Raw genomic sequence first — 17,117 nt, 5'->3', positions numbered from 1 at the left:
GCACTTCAAGAAAGCTCCTCCTCGATAAACGCCAGCACGAGGTCAGGCAGCTCGTCCATCCCCTCGAAGAGCTCTTCTTCAATGGTGGAGAGGTATTCCTCCTCGGTTTCGCTGTATTCGTTGCGGTCCTCCGGCCGGGTCTCGCACCAACGGCTGGCATTGAGCGGATCGACCAGGGTGCTGGCACCGATGAGCTCGAAGGAGCCGATCACCCGCTGCTGGTTCACCCCGCTCTGCCAGAACCCGTGCAAGCCATCCTGGCTCTCCAGCACCGGCACGGTCTCATAGACATCCATCACCGCCCGCTCCTCGCGGCTCAGGACCCGCTCGGCCGATTCGCTCTCAAGACGATCGACCAGCAGTTCAACTTCATCCGGCCATTCAATCGGTTCGTGGGAAAGCATCGCGCGGGGCTTAGAACGGCAGGCCAATGCTGCCAAGCGAAACGAAACGAGAATTGCGCCTCAATCCGTAACGGCAGCGATCGAACGCGAGAGGTGGTTCGGCATCTTCCGGCATTCCAATCGACACCTGTCTCGCTCAAGATTCCAAACCCGAGATGCCGGAAGGGAGGGCAGGCTGCTTGGGCGAGGCCCTTCTTCTCCGCCTAAAAGCGAGCATGCAGGCGAAGGCAGAGGCATATCCCGCCAATCCTGGTTCCGGTATTGGTGCCGTAGAAACGATTCGAAAGCCCATGTCGGTGTATTCTTGATACGGGAACGACGACGAGGCGTAATTCGTGCTGATGTGAACCGCAGCCGCGCCGTAACTACCACCGCCCTCGCGCCGGATATTCGACCCACTACCGTTGTCCCAAAAGGACTCGAAGATTTCCCACACATTGCCCGATTGATCGTAGGTGCCGAAATAACTGGCCGCCAGCTCATAGCTACCTACAGGGGTCAATCCGCCCACGCCGTTGTCGTAGTTCGCGCTGTTGGCGAAGGTGTCATTCGGTCCAATGGCGAGAGGAGCCTCATCCGATTGGGTCGCATATAACCAATAATCTTGGTGCAAGGGCCCCCTTGAAGGGTCATAGTGGCCCGCCTTGTACCACTCGTAGCGAGTGGGGAGCGCTACCCCGTTCCCCCCGCTATTAAAATTCATGAGTCGGACGACTTGATTGTTCGGGGGCTGACTGACTCCGCCGAGAAAATACATGCCGCTCTCGGTCGTATTCAAATCCGGGGGTCCGACGGGCTGTCCGTTTGTCAACCAATTGCAGAATCGGGCGGCATCGTAAAAGCTGACAATCCTCACAGGATAGTTCCCTCCTCCGGGAGTAACTGTATATCGATACGAACCTGACGACCCGGATCGTTGGATTCCCCCGCCCTGAGCCACAATGGTGGGACTCGCCATGGCAGTGTGATAGAGGCCGTGGGGATCTACCGTGGCAACAGCATTTAGAAATGCAGCATACTGCGAATTGGTAACCTCATAAGTCCCGATCCGGTAATCGTAAGGGACATTTGAAGTCGGATGATCCACCAATACTGTATCGATCGAAATCGCAGCATGAAGTTCTTGCAGCCAAAGCCATGAGAAGAAAAGGTAGACCAAAAATCGAGGAGCGGAGAGCATACAGAAGAGTTGATTTTTAACTATGTTTCAATAACCGCAAGCTTGTGCGGTGTGGAGAAGCTATTGAGGGCATCGGTTGATGCGCGAGAAAAATCATCAAGGTCTACACCAGCGGTCGGGATTCACAGGAGCAAAAGATTGAGTGATGTGTTCCGGCATGAACCAACCTAAACGTTTGGTCTTGAGGTGTCCCTCCCTGGTCCCCCGCAGCGGTCCTCCGAGCGGGTCTCGCACCACCGGCCGCCTTAAGCGGATCAACCAACGTAGTCGCCGCGACCAGCTCGGCGGAGGCAATCCCCCGCTGGCGATTCACTCCGCTCTGCCAGAAGCCCTGAAAGCCATCTGGCTCTCCAGCAGTGGCACGATGTCCTAACACTTCCATCAGCGCCCGCTCCTCGCGGCTAAGGACCCGCTCGGCCGATTCGCTCTCCAGACGATCGGACCAGCAGCTCCACTTCATCCGGCCATTCAATCGGTTCATGAGAAAGCATCGCGCGCGGGCTTAGAACAAGGAAGCGATCCTTGCCAAGCAAAGGATGGCTGCTCATCAACCCGGAAAGGCGGCTGATCGACGGAGAGGTCGGCCTAAATTCGAAGAACTCGTCCTTCCCTCATCGCCGAAAATGAAACTCCAGTCCACCACATGTGAGACGCGGCGGGATAGGCGACGGAGAGAGACGCGGGGTGTTTTGAATCGAGGCATGCGCATACGAGGACGGGAATCTGGATTCTTTTTCGATTGAGCTACGGGCCTCGAATCGGTCAAATGGGTCGATGCCGAAAGAAATTCACACTCGTCTTCGTCCTGAGGGCGGAATTGAAGAATACGAGGTCGAGGCAACCAATTCCACGGCCAAAAGCTTGATCCTTGATCCAGAATCTGAGACTCCGCAAAAGACTCGGCGCAGGTATACGCTTCCAATTTGGATCCTTGGGAAGCTTGAGGTTTTGGCCCAGTCGCGAGTAGAGATTTTCAGTGCGAGCAATAAGACGAAAGAAGAGCTTAATACATGGTCTCTAGATGATCCAGGAACAGTATGGAATATTGTTCATACTGTTCACGCTAGCAGTAGAATCGAGAATGAAGGGGTTCAAGCCAGTCAGGTTCCAGCCATCTATCATGCCGTTACTCGTGCCCGTGGGCAAACCTCTGAGGAGCTTGATCTACGTCAATCTGCGGAGCGTGACATCTCTTTAGCCTATTTTTGGGCTTTATCCAATCCGCGTCGTCCTCTTCTAAGTGTTGACTTCGTGTTGGAACTGCACCGCCGAATGTTCGAATCTTCCCGACCGGAAATCGCAGGTTGCTTCAAAACGTCCGAAGTATTCATTGCTGATGATGAACGGCAATTTTATAATGTCAGCACCTTGCCGTATCCTAAAGCAAAGCGATATCTAGCGGCCGCTTGTGAGCGGACTTGCAAAGCGTTCGACGACGCCGATAAGCTTGCATCGCATTCGAAATTAATAATAATTGCCGAATTCATTTTAGATTTCCTCGCGATTCATCCGTTTCAAGATGGGAATGGTCGCACAGCCCGACTGCTTTCAACATACCTACTTGAGGCTTGCGGTTATCATTTTGCCAGATTCTATCCCATCGACCAAGTGATATTAGATGGTCGGAACGATTATTTTGCCGCCCTGTTTTCGGGACAAACAAACTGGTACAATGAGAATGAAGATCTGACACAGTGGATAACCTATTACATTGAAGCTGTATTCAAACAATGGGAGCGAGCATTTTCCGAAATTCGAGACCTTGCCTCAAAGCAAGAAGATTCCCCGGCTAACGAGAGCAAAATTTGAATCAACTGGTAACTAAGCTGAGTCCTATCTACCCATAGTCCTCGGATAGGAACACCATCATTAATGATTTGAAGCCTCCCGAGGGAAGTCAGGAGGATGATCCGAGACCCTCCGGAATGTAAGATCCCGTCGCGAGGATTTGCAACTCCCGTGCTCGGGAAGCCGTGGTGCGCGGCGGTCGGTCCTACACCGACCGCTCGCGTTGAGCGGGTCTCGACCGAGGTGGCGCCCCCGATTAGCTCGAAGGAGTTGATCCACCCGTTGCTGATTTACGCCGCTCTGCCAGAACCCGTGCAAAGCCATCCTGGCTCTCAAGCATCGGAACGGTCTCATAGACATCCATTACAGCCCGCTCCTCGCGATTGAGGACCCGCTCGCCCGAACGTGATTTTTTGAAGACTGGCCCCGCTTCACGCTGTCTCCGAAACCCCGCATTCAAAGTCCAAGGACTGACTTGGTGCTATTGTCGGTGGCGTCGGAAGTGATAACCGCTTGGTCCGCGAGCCCGTGGTTAAACTTTTAAGATGTTACTCGCCATCAACACATCACTATCGACCCTAATCAGCTCGAGCTTTTCGCTCATAACAGAATAGACTTGACAAAAGTCGACTTTGTGTGTATGATTCCAACACGATAGCAAAAGTTGTCGAATTTTGCGAAAGAGCTCGTGGTGAGCGCTTCCTTGTAAAAAAGGAGAGGTTGGGGTTCGATTCCCTTGTTTCGCCTCATGAGCGGAAACACCCCTCACATAGTCATCCAGAGTATCTTGGATGTCGAACAAGAAGCCTGGGTCAGAGCTGTAATCTGTCCCAACTGCAAGAAAATGTTCATAACCCCAGCAAGGGCTCACTGTGACCCACAAGCGGAAGATGATCTTGAAAACGAAGCGACCGACCACTACTTAAATTGCAGGCTCGACCCACCTCGCGAAAGTTTTTGATTCGCACTAGAAAAAGGGGGAAGCTTTGCTTCCCCCTCTTTTTATTTCGAAGGTATTTTTATTAGTTGCAAGGCCTGATGGAAACGTAAAATAACTTTTGGGACCGTTTGCGTCGCTGGACAAATAATCTACCAGCACGCAAGGCTCCATTTCGATTCCTATCTGTTCCAACATTAAGCATTGCCGAATAAGAGGGTAAGGAATCTTTTGAATCCCAACTCTCGAAATGGCTTGTTATATGTACAATTTTCTTCTCAAGAAGATCGTGGACGAAAGCAGGAATTAGATTATCGTCAGAACGATAATACATAGGCCAAGGACGGAATCGATTTGAATCACATATTCCAATAATGCAATTTTTAAGAATCGGACAATTCAGAATTTCCCCCGTTCTAGCAAGCAAATTAAGGCGTTGTATAAAAACTTGTGTGGAAACACGTTTCCGGACACAAAAATCTACAATCCCGTCAATTGAGTGGACATTCTTAAGCTCGTTAAGAGCTGAAGTGGGAAGAAGCATCAGAGGCGATAAGCTCTCTGTTTCCGTCTCTAAAGCCGCCACGATATCTTTATTGGGCATGCCCTTGAGGGCTTGAGGTATATCTATTCCAAGTTCCTCGAGGCGAAAGCTCAAGATGTGCACTAACTCATGGGCTATAGTATTCCTTAATCGATTGGATAGCCGATGGGAGGAGTCGAATAACGCTTCTTCTGGGAAAGTCTCTGAATCGACTGCAACTATCCACGGGCTTTCATTAGAATTTCTTCTTCCGATTAAACCTTCGCATAACAAAGGGCGGAATACAATTTCCGCCCCAAATCCGGCACATAATTTTTGAATGTCAACATATCCTTCTGAAGATAATGCGCGGCAAGATCGCTGCAGGCATGCTGAAGCAAGCTCCTTAAATCGTGAAGCTGTTAATTGCTTACTCAAGTTTCCTCAATTTAACGCCAGCATCGACAACTCCGTCGCGATTCAATGTGACATCCGCCAAACCTAAATTTGTGAGATCGTATTTCTTAAGGGTTTCGAGACACTTCCATCGCTCGGCCGAAGTCATTTCTGATTTATCATTAATCCATGTTCGCATACGGTCATCCAATCGATCCCCTGAAAGCGGCACATACCCCTTCAAAATAGATCGAGCTTGGACTTCAAAAGACCTTTTTGAAATTCTACCTGAAGTGGTTAATTCTTCCAAGTCGCTTTCAAGAACCGGCACTTTTCTGACTGGAACGAGAGCTGACGGGACAAATTGAGAGGCGGGACTGGCGTGCGTTTCTTGGTCGTCGAAAAAGATGTGTGGTTTGAAAGCCTTAAGTGCTTCGCTTTTGGCAACTCCGCCCATAAAGAACAATTCGTTGATCCGGATGCCGTATGCCCTCAAGGTGTGAATAACACGTTTGTCAGCAGGACTGTTACGCGCTGTAATAATTGCAGTTCGCACCAGCTCCTCGCCATCCAGCCCCTTCTGCTTGCTGATTTCAGAAAGCAATTGGAGGAAGTCCGCAAATGGACCTTTAGGCATCGGCTGACCCGCATTTGCTTCTTCATGAAGCTTAAATGCTTCGATTCCCCGTTCTTGATAGATCTTCTCAGATTCATCGGAGAAAATTACCGCATCTCCGTCAAAGGCTATTCGAAGCGCCTCATCATACAGAATTTTGCCTAGCGGAGCGTCATACAGCCAACCAGCGGCAATCCGCTCTTTTAGAGCTGCTTCAACATCCTCCCTGTTTTTAGAAAGGAAAAGTGAGACGTTATACGAGCGCAAATAGTTGGCCACACTAGCTCCTCCGGTGAAGCAAGCTCGTGTCATGTTCAAGCCGTGATGCTCTATCGAATTCATCACCCGCAGTCCCGCAGCCGGTTCGTTTTGCGACATCACCACAACTTCAATCGGACGGATCTGTTGCGCCGCATTAAGCTTTAGCAACGCCTTTACGAGAGGAAACGCAGGTCCTGGGGCAAATGGTTCATTTTCATGCTCGATTTGGTAATCAACGTAGGCGTCCAGTCCTTTCGTCGAGTAGATCTCATGTTCCTTCCGCGTGTCGAATAACGCGCTTGAAGCGATCCCCAGAACCAAATGTTGCTCCAAGCTGTAGCCCATATTTTTAATTGATTTCTGGTTGTGCTGCGGAAACAAAGCCGATGCCTGCCAAGACGAGGCTACGGCCTCCTTACTGACAAGCCTCGCAAGTCCCGCCGTTCATCATCGCGTCAATCGAGCAGGCCATCTTCTCCGCATCCGTGGCGGTCTTCTTCGTAGTAGCCGCCATGTGCCCGCGTTGCTCCTTCTGCACCTCGATGGTCGATTTCTCGACGTTCGAAGCCTGCAGGGTCCGCAGGTAGTAGGTAGTCTTCAGGCCCTTGTCCCAGGCGCGGCGATACATGTGGCTCAGCGTCTTCATGTCCGGCGTGGCCAGGAACAGGTTCACGGACTGGGACTGGTCGATCCACTTTTGGCGGCGGGCGGCGGCGTCCACAATGTATTCGTGGCCGATGCCGAAGACCGTCTTGTGCTTAAGCTTGAGTACCTCCGGGATGCCCTCGACGGCGTCGAGTTCGCCATCGAAGTACTTGAGCTGGTCGAGCATCTCTTGGCCCCAGAGGCCGGCCTTCTTGAGGTCCTTCACCAGTTCGGCATTCAGGACGATGAATTCGCCGCTGAGATTGCTCTTCACGTAGAGGTTCTTGTAGTTCGGCTCGATGCAGGGCGTGGTGCCCATGATGTTCGAGATCGTGGCCGTCGGCGCGATGGCCAGGACGTTCGAGTTCCGCATGCCGTGCTTGGCGATCTTGTCGCGGACCACCGACCAATCCATCTTCCCGCCGCGCGGGACATCGATCTTGCGACCGCGCTCGTCTTCCAGCAGGTCCACCGTGTCCTGCGGCATCAGCCCGCGGTCCCACTTGGAGCCCTTGTAGCTGGAGTAGGTGCCCACCTCCGCCGCCAAGTCGCTGGAAGCGCTGTAGGCGTAGTAGGCGATCGCCTCCATGAACTCGTCGTTGAACTCCACCGCGGCATCCGAGGCGAAGGCAAGGTTCCGCTTGTAGAGCGCATTCTGCAGGCCCATCACGCCCAGCCCGATCGGGCGGTGCCGGGTGTTCGCCGTCTTGGCAGCGGCGGTCGGGTAGAAGTTGATGTCGATGACATTGTCCAGCGCGCGGATGGCGACGGTGATCGTCTCCTTCAGCATCGCGTGATCCAGCGCGCCATCGCGGGTGATGTGGGTATCCAGAATCACCGAGCCCAGGTTGCAGACCGCGGTCTCTTCCTCGGAGGTATTCAGCGTGATCTCCGTGCACAGGTTGCTGGAGTGGATCACGCCGACGTGGTCCTGCGGGGAGCGGACATTGCAGGGATCCTTGAAGGTGATCCACGGGTGGCCGGTCTCGAAGATGGTCTTGAGCATCGTCTTCCACAGCTCGATCGCCGGCAGCTGGCGGGACCAGATCTTGCCCTCCGCGGCCATCGCTTCGTATTCCGTGTAGCGCTGCTCGAAGGCCTTGCCGTAGAGATCGTGCAGGTCCGGGACTTCATTCGAGCGGAAAAGCGTCCAGGTGCCGCGGTCTTCCATGCGCTTCATGAACAGATCCGGAATCCAGTTCGCGGTATTCATGTCGTGGCAGCGGCGGCGCTCGTCGCCGGTGTTCTTCCGCAGCTCGAGGAAGTCCTCGATGTCATTGTGCCAGGTCTCCAGGTAGGCGCAGCCGGAACCGCGGCGCTTGCCGCCTTGGTTCACCGCCACGAGCTGGTCATTGTGCAGCTTCAGGAAGGGGATGATGCCCTGCGACTCGCCGTTCGTGCCCTGGATGTAGCCGCCGGTGCCGCGGACCGAAGTCCACGAACCGCCGAGCCCGCCGGCCCACTTGCTGAGGAAGGCATTCTCCGCGATGCCGCGGATCATGATGCTCTCGATCGAGTCATCCACCTTGTAGAGGTAGCAGGAGGAAAGCTGGCTGTGCAGCGTCCCGGAATTGAAGAGCGTCGGCGTGGAGGAGCAGAAGCGGCGGCCCTTGTAGAGATTGTAGAGGCGGATCACCCAGCTCTCGCGGTCCTTCTCTTCCTTCTTCATCAGGCCCATCGCCACCCGCATCCAGAAGAACTGCGGGGTCTCGATCCGCTTTTGCTTCGCGCCGGTCTTATCGACGATGAGGTAGCGGTCATACATCGTCTGGATGCCCAGGTAGTCGAAGTCCAGGTCGGCGGTCGGGTCGAAGGCCTCGGCCAGCTTGTCGAGGTCGTAGGTATCGAGCAGCTCCGGGCTGAGGCGCTTTATGGCGACGCCGTGCTTCAGGTAGCTCTTGAAGGCGACCTTGTGGGCCTGCTTGAGCTTGTCGATGCCATCGCGGGAGATGCTCCAATCGAGCACTTCCTCATAGATGAAGGACAGCAGGATCCGGCCGGCGAACTTCGCGAAATCCGCATCCTTCTCGATCAGCGCCTTCGCATTCAGGATGATCGTGTTCTTCAGATCCTTCTCGGAGATCTCCGAGCCCACCGAGCGCCGCAGCTCGCGCTCGATCTCCGCATCCGGGATGCACAGGTCGAGGCCGATCGAGGCGTAGGCGATGCGCTTGCGAAGGTCCGTGCCATCCCAGAACGAGGACACGCCCTCGTCATTGGTGATGGTGATGATCAGCTCCTGGTTCGGATCTTCCGCGTTCGCTTCTTCCTCGCGGCGCAAGCGGGCGCGCTCATCGCGGTAGCGCACGTAGTGGGTCGCGGCCTTGAAGTGGCCCTGGCGCATCAGCTCCTCCTGCACCATGTCCTGCACGTCCTCGATGTGGACAAAGGACTGGTCGCCGCGGCGGATGCGGTCGGTCACACCCTTCGCGACATCGATCGCCGGCTCGGGGTTCTCCTTGATCGTCAGGAAGGCCTTGCGCACCGCGATCTCGATCTTCGTCTCCGACCACGGCACCACGTTGCCGCTGCGGCGGATCAGCCGCACCGGCAGGGCGTGAGGGCCGACATGGACATCGACGGTGCCGGTCTTTTCCATCGAGCGACGGAAAGCCAGCGACTTCGCGACATCGTATGCCTCGTTTTCAAGGAGTGCCTTTTCGATCAGCAAATATAGGTCGGCCTCCGAGAGGCGCAACCGGCCGCCGTCATCGATCGACTTCGAAAGCGAGCTCGTCAGCGAGGCGGCCACGCTGTGGGCCACATCCGAGACGAACTGGCGGTTGACGTCGGAGAAGATCGAAGTCTCGTCCTGGCTGCGGGAAATCAGCAAGTCCGCCAGCGAATCGCCGATCGCATCCGCCACATCCTCTAAAGAAAACTGCGTGTCGGTAGTACCGCGGGTGACGATAATTTCCGCGATGGGAAAACGCTTCTCGGACGGCAGCACGTCGCGCCAGAAAAAGGCGCGATCGGCGATAGGAAGGGCGAAGCGGTCGGTGATGACCTGCTTGAGGATCTGGTCCTCATCGGGATTAACGGAGCGGTACATGTGCGACAGAATGGGTGTGTGAGGAAGGAAGCCGGACTTTGACTTTGGCGAAGCGTGTGTGTGGAAGCGGGACTGAAGTTTGCTAGTTTTCAGTATTCAGTTTTCAGGAAGAAGACCGGCGGGAATCGATGCTGCGGATCAAGCCCTGCAGCATGGCGGAGATTTCGCGGGTTTCCTGAATCATCGGGCGGGAGCCCTCCAAGGACGGCTGGCCAAGTTTCTGGCGAACGCGCTCGGAAATGTAGAGTTGGGTGCGGAGTTCTCCGCAGGAGCCTTTGCTGATGCGGAGGAAGCGAATGAAGTCGCCGTCGCTGTCGCGCTCAGCTCCTTCAGCGATGTTGGAAGGAACGGAGATGGCAGAGCGCTGCATCTGGTCTTTCAGTGCGTAGTCACGGGAATCGTTCAAGGCCACGCACACGTCCACCGCGAGCTGGCAGCTGCGCTTCCAGACGTCGAGATCTTCAAATGTGGTAACAGCCATAACGTTTTAGCTCTTCTGCCTTTCCTGAAAACTGAACACTGAAAACCAGCAAACTCGGGCCAAGGATCAGAGTTCGTCATCGTCCACCGAGGACAGCGCCGAAGCTTTTTGGTATTCGGTGACCCGACCTTCGAAGAAATTGGTCTCCTTCTTGATGTCCATCATCTCCGCCAACCACGGGAACGGGTTGTTGACGGAGTCATTCAATGGCGCGAGGCCGCAGGACGTCAGACGCCGGTCCGCGATGTAATCGATATAAGTCTCGAAATCCACCGAGTTGAGTCCAAGGCCGGCCACCGGCAGGCAGTCGCGGATGAACTGCTTCTCCAGGCGGATGCCTTCCTTCATCGTGTTCCGCAGGTCATCGCGGAAGTCCTCCGTCCAGATGTCCGGATTCTCGTCGATCAGGTCCATCAGCAGGTTGCGGAAGACCTCGATGTGGTTCGATTCATCCCGCAGCGTGTAGCGGAACATCGCGCCGATGCCCGGGAACTTGTTCTGGCGGTAGAGGCTCAGGATCATCCCGAAGAGCCCGTAAAACTGGGTCCCCTCCATCACCTGGCCGAAGAGGAAGATGTTCTTCGCCAGCGCCTGCTTATTCTCGGTGACGGTCAGGTCGATGTCACGGCGCAGCGCGCGGCTGTTGGAGACCACGAAATGGTTCTTCGCGGTGATCGAAGGCACATCCTCGAACATCGCCTCGCACTCGTGCGGGTTCAGGCCGAGCGAGGAGAGCATGTAGACCAGGCTGTCCGCGTGGATGTTTTCCTCATGCGCGTGGCGGCCCAGCACCAGCTTCAGCTCCGGGGCGGTCACCACCTCGCGGACCACATGCAGCACGTTGTCCCCCACGATCCCCTCGGCGGCCGAGAAGTAGCCGATCCCCATCTTGATGATCCACCGCTCCACATCGCTGATCTCGTCGGAGCGCCACTGCTCGACGTCCTTCTGCATGGTGATGTCCTCCGGCTCCCAGTGGTTGTTCTTCATCGTCTTGTACAGGTCGTACGCCCACTGGTACTTCAGCGGGAGGATGTTGAAGAACATGGTGTCGCGGCCATTGATGACGCGTTTGGCGGCGAAGGCCTGCTCGGCCTTTTCGCGATCGAGAATGAAGCTGCGATTTCCGAGGGTGATCGTGGTGGTGGCGGACATTAGGAGGCGGCTAGGGCAAAGGATTCAGGGCGTTTTCAGGCCGTCCGGGGAAGGCAGGCGGCGTTGGCACAGCGTGAAAAATGCTGCCTGAGTGGAGAGCAAACCTCAAGCCGATTCTGTCCATATTGTATCCACAAATTATTAACAATACCACCTGTGGTGTACCGACCATTTCGAAGTCATCTTGACAAGCTCCGCCCGATCCGTCAGTGCCCGCTAAATGAAGGAATCGTGAAAGGACCGCAAAATCGCGGCGGACAACATCTAGCGTCCTAAATTTTTCCGACACCTCTCCGAACCATTCAGCCCGCCGCCGCCCTTGCCCGGAATTTCAAAATGTTAGGCCGCAAATCAGCCCGGATTTCGCCAAATCCCGGAAAGATGGGGAACGAAGCGGCTAAAAATTTTACGAACCCCTCAGCCCGCCTTGTAAGCCAAGGCGCTCAAGCCATCCCGCTCCAGCTTCCCGAAGGCCGCCGCCTCGCCTTCCAGGCCGCCGCCGCGGATCGCCCGCAGGATCCCGAGCCAGGCCTTCGTCTGCGGGTGGGCTCCATCGATCTCCTGCAGCCGGATGATTGCCTCCTCGTGGCGCCCGGCGCGGGCCAAAGCCATCGCCACCGCGAAAGGGTCGTTCCCCGGCGCCAGAACGTGGCTCACCACCCCGCGCAATTCCGCCGGCTGGACCGGCTTCAGCAGGAAATCCACCACCTGTCCGGTGATCGCCCGCAGCGCCGCGGACGGCGTGATCGCGGCACTGCAGAGCACGACCGGCATCAGATTGCCATGCCGCCGCAGCGACTCGATCACCCGCAAGCCGTCAATATCCGGCATCCGCAGGTCGAGAATCATGATGTCGTAGGTGGATTCGTCCAACTTCGCCAGCGCCTCGGAGCCGTTCGCCGCCGTGTCCGTATCGTGATCGGACAAGGCGTAGGAGAAACCCAGCCGCAAGGTCGGCTCGTCATCGACGACCAGAACCTTGTAGCGGGTCCCGGGCGGGGCGGTCTTGCTTTCAGGCGATGGGTACATCGATAAAGAATTCGGTCTGGTCCTCCGTCCTTTCGCGCAGGCCGATCCGACCTTCGTGCGCTCTCATGATCTCGCGACAAATAAATAGCCCCAGTCCCACCCCCTCGGCGGTTTGCCCCGGCGCACGGAAGAATCGCTCGAAAATCCGGTTCTGCGAACTCTCCGGCACCCCTTCTCCCTGATCTATCACCGAAACCCGCAGGTGATCGGCATCCGGCTGGCTGGTGCGCAGGGTCACCGTGCCGCCTTCGGGACTGTGCTTGATCGCATTGGAAACCAGGTTGTTGAGCACCTCGTCGAGGCGCACGGGATCCGCGCTCACATCCGGCAGGGCCCCGTTGCTCTCGACATGGATCGATACATTGCGGGCGGAGGCCTTCGGCGCGAAGAGCCGCTCCGACCGGCTCAGCGCTTCCTGTAGTGCTACCGGCACCCGCTCGAGATGCGTCGTCCCGCTCTCCGCGCGTGACAGGTCGAGCAGCGTGTTCAGGGTGGTCAGCAGGCGCTCGCAGTCGTCGTTGGCCGAAGTGACCATCGTCTTCTGGATCGGCGAGAGCTTCCCCGAGCGCTCCTCCAGCAAGAGGTGCAGCACCATCCGGATCCCCGTCAGCGGCGTCTTGACCTCGTGGCTCACCGTCGAGAGCAGGTTGGTCTTCATATCGTCCAGCCAGCGGATGCGGGTGACATTGTGCAGCAGCACCGCCCGGCCGGAGTAGACTCCATCTTCCGAGGTGAAGCTGAAGATCCGCGGCAGGTAGAAAAATTCGCGCTCGCCGATCCGGAACAGCAGCGCCTCCCGCGGATCGTCCGGCAGGTGATTTTCCCCGGACTCCGCGGATTCATCGAGAATGCGTTGGATCTTGGCAGGCAGGCGGTTGGCGATGCCCAGATTCTCGGTCAGGGCCTCGGCGGCGGGGTTGATCTGGAGAATCCGCCCATCGTCGCCGAGCACGAACACCGGCGAGGGAATCGCCTCCAGGATCGCCCGGTTCACCAGGTTGGTGCGCATCAGGCGCTCGTCGGTTTCGCCGCGGCGCAGGCGCAGTTCGGCGGCCATGTCGTTGAAGGCCGCGGCCACGCCCCGGAACTCGCTATCGTTGCCCGGCTCGGCCAAAGTGAGTTCGAAATTCCCCTTCCGGATTTCGTCGATCGAGCGCTGCAGGCCGACCACCGGGTCCACCAGATGGCGGACCAGCTGGTAATAGATGAAGACCGCGATCGCCGTGCCGACCAGCACCAGCACGACCACGAAAAGGGTGTTGTTCGCCGATTGGCGTTCCTCGACGGCACTTGCCTTCAGGCGCTCCTCAGCGAGCAGGAAAAGGCTGTCGCACTGCTCGGCAATGTCCTGGGTGCGGCGGCTCAGTCCTGAGATGAATTTGTCGGCTTGGTCGCGGGTCTCCACCCCGCCCTCCAGCAGATGTTCGTATTCATCGCTGTAAATCCCGAGCGTCCTTTGCAGCCGGTCGAGCACATCCTGCCAAGCGGGATCGTCATTGGTGTCCCGCAGCGAGGCCATCGCCGCGGACATGAGACCTTGGTTGAGATCGAAGACGGTTCGTTCCGGCGTCTTGTACGGCGGCTCGCCGGCGAGCCCTGAAACGTAGTAGGCATCGGTGTTCGCCGTCAGCGTGTGGAAGCTGCGGGCGGTTTTGATGGCGGGATAATTGGCCCCCAGGATCTCCTCGTAGTTCTTGTAGGCTTCCCGCACCAGGACAAGCGCCGCCGCCCCGACTCCCCACAGAAGGAGAATCAAGGTCAAGAGACCGTAAAACAGCCGGGTTCGTAACATCCAAATAGGTCGAAGGCGTCAGTCCATGCCGAAACGTTTGCGCTTGCGATAGAGGGTGGCTTTGTCGATGCCGAGGATCGCGGCGGCGTCCTGGAGAGTGGGTGCCCAGCGCAGCACCTCGCGGAGGTGGGTCTGTTCGATGTGATCGATGCTGTATTCGCCGCCGATCACCGGCGCGGCAGTTCCGGAGGCGGTGGGGACTTCCGCGGCCACCGGGATTGGCAGGTCTTCCGCCTCGATCTTCGTGCCGCGCGCCAGGATGGCGGCGCGCTCGATCGCATTGCGGAGCTCGCGGAGATTGCCGGGCCAGGAGTGGCGGAGCAGCGCCTGGCGGCCGGACTCCGAAAAGCCGTCGATCTTGCGGCCCATCTGGCTCCCGAAGAAGGAAAGGTAGTCATTGGCGAAGCGCACCAGGTCCGAGCGCCGTTCGCGGAGCGGCGGGACGGTCACGCTGATGACGTTCAGCCGGTAGTAGAGGTCTTCCCGGAAGGTGCGGGCGGCCACATTGGCAGCGAGGTCGCGATTGGTCGCGGCGATGATCCGGACGTTGCTCTCGCGCACCTTGTTTTCGCCCAGACGCTCGTACTCGCGCTCTTGCAGCAGGCGCAGCAGCTTGGGCTGGATCTCCATCGGCAGCTCGCCGATCTCGTCCAGGAAAAGGGTGCCGCCCTCGGCCACGTGGACCTTGCCCCAGGTGTCCTTGATCGCTCCGGTGAAGGAGCCCTTGATGTGGCCGAAAAGCACGCTCTCCAGCAGTTCCTTGGAAAGGCTGGGGCAACTGACGGTGACGAAAGGCTTGTCCCGCAGGTGGCTGCGGTCGTGGACCTCCTTGGCGATCACGCTCTTGCCGGTGCCGCTCTCCCCCAGGATCAGCACGGAAGCGGGTGAAGCGGCGGCGCGGAAAAGGGTCTCCAGTTCGAGCTGGGTCCGCTCGTCGTCCGAGCGGAATTGCAGGGGAGGGGAGCTGTGCTTCGCCTCGGTCTTGAGCTCCTGCACGGTCTCCTGCAGACGCACCACTTCGACCTGCGTCTGCATGGCCTTGTGCGCCTTCGCCAGGATCGCGCGGAGCTGGTCCGGGGTGAAGGGCTTCTCCAGATAGTCGAAGGCTCCCAACTGCGTGGCCTTCACCGCCGTCGAGACCGAGGCATGGGCCGTGAAAATCGTGACCAGTTGCCGGGGGTTCTGCTTCAGCACTTCCTGCAGAACCTTCAGGCCGTCCTCGTCGCCCAAGCGCAGGTCGAGGAACACCAGATTGAAATCCTCCTCCTTCAGCCGCCGCAGGGCAGACGCCGAGTCCTCCGCGGTTTCGACATAGTGCCCTTCTGACTCCAGGGCGAGGGAGGTGGTGAGGCGGATCGACTGTTCGTCGTCTACAATGAGGATGTCCATGACGGGCGGGTTACCACTCCCTCCTAACAGTCAGCGTGCCGCCGCGCCTTTTGAAGTTCCCTCCTTGAGGGTTAGCGGCTTCGGAAGTTGGGAGGGCTCCGTGAAAGGGCTGCGGATCGTGCAGAAAGCTACCTCAAACCCCCTTGAATTGCAAATTGCAATTGGCGATCCGCACGATTTCGGGCAAAAATCGGACATCATGGCGTTCTGCTCCCCGTGCGATTTGCAAGAAAAAGGCCGCCCTACGTGGAGCAGGGCGGCCCGGGAAATCAGCGGTGAGCGGAAGGAATCACGCAGGAACCTCACGACCCCGGCGGATCGCGGAGAGGTGATCGAGCACCTGGCGGGTCTCGCGGCTCCAGTTGCGGAGCGCCTTGCGGGACAGGTCCACGCGGTCCGTCATCGCCTTCTCAAGCTCGTGATAATTCGCGGTGAGGCGGTCGATGAGCGAATTCATCGATTCCACCGCCTTGTCGCGCCACGGGTGATCGTTGGCGGCATGCAGGCTGGCGAGCTCCTGATCGGCGCGGCGGCGGGCCTCCGCCATCTCGGCGAGCAGCACCTTGGTGTCCGGCACGCGGCGCAGGTCGCTGGCCAGACCGACCTTCGAGAGCAGCCAGATCGACCACTTGGTGGGGTCGAAGTTCCACGGCTTCACGCCATTGCGGTAGTCGTGCTGGAACTCGTGGTGATAATTGTGGTAGCCCTCGCCGAAGGTGACGAGCGACATGACAAAGCTGTCGCGGGCACTGCACTTGGTCGAGTAGGGCCGGCTGCCGATGGTGTGGCAGAGGGAGTTGATGAAGAAGGTGCACTGCTGCACCACGAAGACCCGCAGCACGCCGGCGATCAGGAAACCGCCGAGGGCGCCGGTCCAATCACCGGTGGAGAAGTAACCGAGCACGCCCGGAAGAATCAGGCCCACGAAAAGGGCGATCAGCTTGTCCCAGCGGTGTTGCCACATCACCAGCTTGTCCTTCTGAAGGTCCTGGACGTTGTCGAGCGGCGGCTCGGGAGTCGTCTTGAAGAGGATCCAGCCGATGTGGGCCCAGAAGAAGCCCTTGGAAATGTCATACGGATCATCGTCGTGATCCACGTGCTTGTGGTGGCGGCGGTGGTCGGAGACCCAGTTCAGCGCGGAGTTCTCAAAGGCGCAGGCCCCGAAGACCAAGGTGAATAATTTCACCGGCCACTTCGCTTTGAAGGACAGGTGCGAGAAGAGCCGGTGGTAGCCGAGCGTGATGCTCATCCCCGTGGCAATGCAGTAAAACCCGAACATGCTCCAGATGAGGGCGTTCGCGTCGTAGAACCAGAGGAAGGCCGGTGCGGCGATCACGGCGAGCAGGCTGATCATCGCGAGGAACCCGGTATTGATCCAGTCCACCCGCTCGAAAGGGATTCGCAATTTCATGTAGTAGTTTTACCCCGGAGGGTGAGAGAGGGTAGCCGCTTTCGGGGTCCCGGTCAAT

At 57.6% G+C, this 17,117-nt stretch carries 12 protein-coding genes and 1 pseudogene; 2 read left to right on the top strand and 11 right to left on the bottom strand.

Annotation, left to right across the window (positions count from 1 at the left end; all coding sequences use genetic code 11):
* Positions 1-5: 5 nt before the first annotated feature.
* Both ABWK72_RS15235 and ABWK72_RS15230 read right to left on the bottom strand, forming a co-directional pair.
* Positions 6-404: a hypothetical protein gene (locus ABWK72_RS15235; RefSeq protein WP_367870425.1), complete on the bottom strand. Its 399-nt coding sequence runs from the start codon at positions 402-404 to the stop codon at positions 6-8.
* 136 nt (positions 405-540) lie between these two features.
* The gene (locus ABWK72_RS15230) at positions 541-1,584 is read right to left on the bottom strand and encodes a formylglycine-generating enzyme family protein (RefSeq protein WP_367870424.1); all 1,044 of its coding nucleotides are present in this window, start codon (positions 1,582-1,584) and stop codon (positions 541-543) included.
* Positions 1,585-2,358: 774 nt separating this feature from the next.
* Between ABWK72_RS15230 and ABWK72_RS15225 the strand changes: the two genes are divergently transcribed.
* The gene (locus ABWK72_RS15225; RefSeq protein WP_367870423.1) at positions 2,359-3,393 is read left to right on the top strand and encodes a Fic family protein; all 1,035 of its coding nucleotides are present in this window, start codon (positions 2,359-2,361) and stop codon (positions 3,391-3,393) included.
* A gap of 655 nt (positions 3,394-4,048) precedes the next feature.
* Positions 4,049-4,118, top strand: a pseudogene (locus ABWK72_RS15220).
* A gap of 276 nt (positions 4,119-4,394) precedes the next feature.
* Here ABWK72_RS15220 and ABWK72_RS15215 read toward each other — a convergent pair.
* From ABWK72_RS15215 to ABWK72_RS15175, 9 genes are all read right to left on the bottom strand, one after another.
* Positions 4,395-5,270 carry a hypothetical protein gene (locus ABWK72_RS15215; protein ID WP_367870422.1) on the bottom strand — a complete coding sequence of 292 codons (876 nt, stop codon included), beginning with the start codon at positions 5,268-5,270 and terminating at the stop codon, positions 4,395-4,397.
* Positions 5,263-6,450: a 5'-nucleotidase gene (locus tag ABWK72_RS15210; protein WP_367870421.1), complete on the bottom strand. Its 1,188-nt coding sequence runs from the start codon at positions 6,448-6,450 to the stop codon at positions 5,263-5,265. Before ABWK72_RS15210 ends, ABWK72_RS15215 begins: the two co-directional genes overlap by 8 nt.
* 70 nt (positions 6,451-6,520) lie before the next feature.
* Positions 6,521-9,802 (bottom strand): ribonucleoside-diphosphate reductase subunit alpha, encoded by a 3,282-nt coding sequence (locus ABWK72_RS15205; RefSeq protein ID WP_367870420.1) that lies wholly within the window; start codon positions 9,800-9,802, stop codon positions 6,521-6,523.
* 103 nt (positions 9,803-9,905) lie between these two features.
* On the bottom strand, positions 9,906-10,283 hold the full coding sequence (locus tag ABWK72_RS15200) for a four helix bundle protein (protein WP_367870419.1): 378 nt from the start codon (positions 10,281-10,283) through the stop codon (positions 9,906-9,908).
* A 66-nt stretch (positions 10,284-10,349) separates the two neighbouring features.
* Positions 10,350-11,438 carry a ribonucleotide-diphosphate reductase subunit beta gene (locus ABWK72_RS15195; RefSeq protein ID WP_367870418.1) on the bottom strand — a complete coding sequence of 363 codons (1,089 nt, stop codon included), beginning with the start codon at positions 11,436-11,438 and terminating at the stop codon, positions 10,350-10,352.
* Between the two features lie 417 nt (positions 11,439-11,855).
* Positions 11,856-12,467 (bottom strand): response regulator, encoded by a 612-nt coding sequence (locus ABWK72_RS15190; protein ID WP_367870417.1) that lies wholly within the window; start codon positions 12,465-12,467, stop codon positions 11,856-11,858.
* Positions 12,451-14,223 carry an ATP-binding protein gene (locus ABWK72_RS15185; RefSeq protein WP_367870416.1) on the bottom strand — a complete coding sequence of 591 codons (1,773 nt, stop codon included), beginning with the start codon at positions 14,221-14,223 and terminating at the stop codon, positions 12,451-12,453. Before ABWK72_RS15185 ends, ABWK72_RS15190 begins: the two co-directional genes overlap by 17 nt.
* Before the next feature lie 54 nt (positions 14,224-14,277).
* Positions 14,278-15,648, bottom strand: coding sequence for a sigma-54-dependent transcriptional regulator (locus ABWK72_RS15180; RefSeq protein WP_367870415.1), 1,371 nt, complete (start codon positions 15,646-15,648; stop codon positions 14,278-14,280).
* Positions 15,649-15,937: 289 nt separating this feature from the next.
* Positions 15,938-17,059 carry an acyl-CoA desaturase gene (locus ABWK72_RS15175; protein ID WP_367870414.1) on the bottom strand — a complete coding sequence of 374 codons (1,122 nt, stop codon included), beginning with the start codon at positions 17,057-17,059 and terminating at the stop codon, positions 15,938-15,940.
* Positions 17,060-17,117 lie beyond the last annotated feature (58 nt).

Source organism: Luteolibacter sp. Populi (assembly GCF_040801775.1).
GTDB lineage: Bacteria > Verrucomicrobiota > Verrucomicrobiia > Verrucomicrobiales > Akkermansiaceae > Haloferula.
The sequence above is the reverse complement of the archived record's forward strand: the minus strand, read 5'-3'. Positions and strand labels throughout refer to the sequence as shown.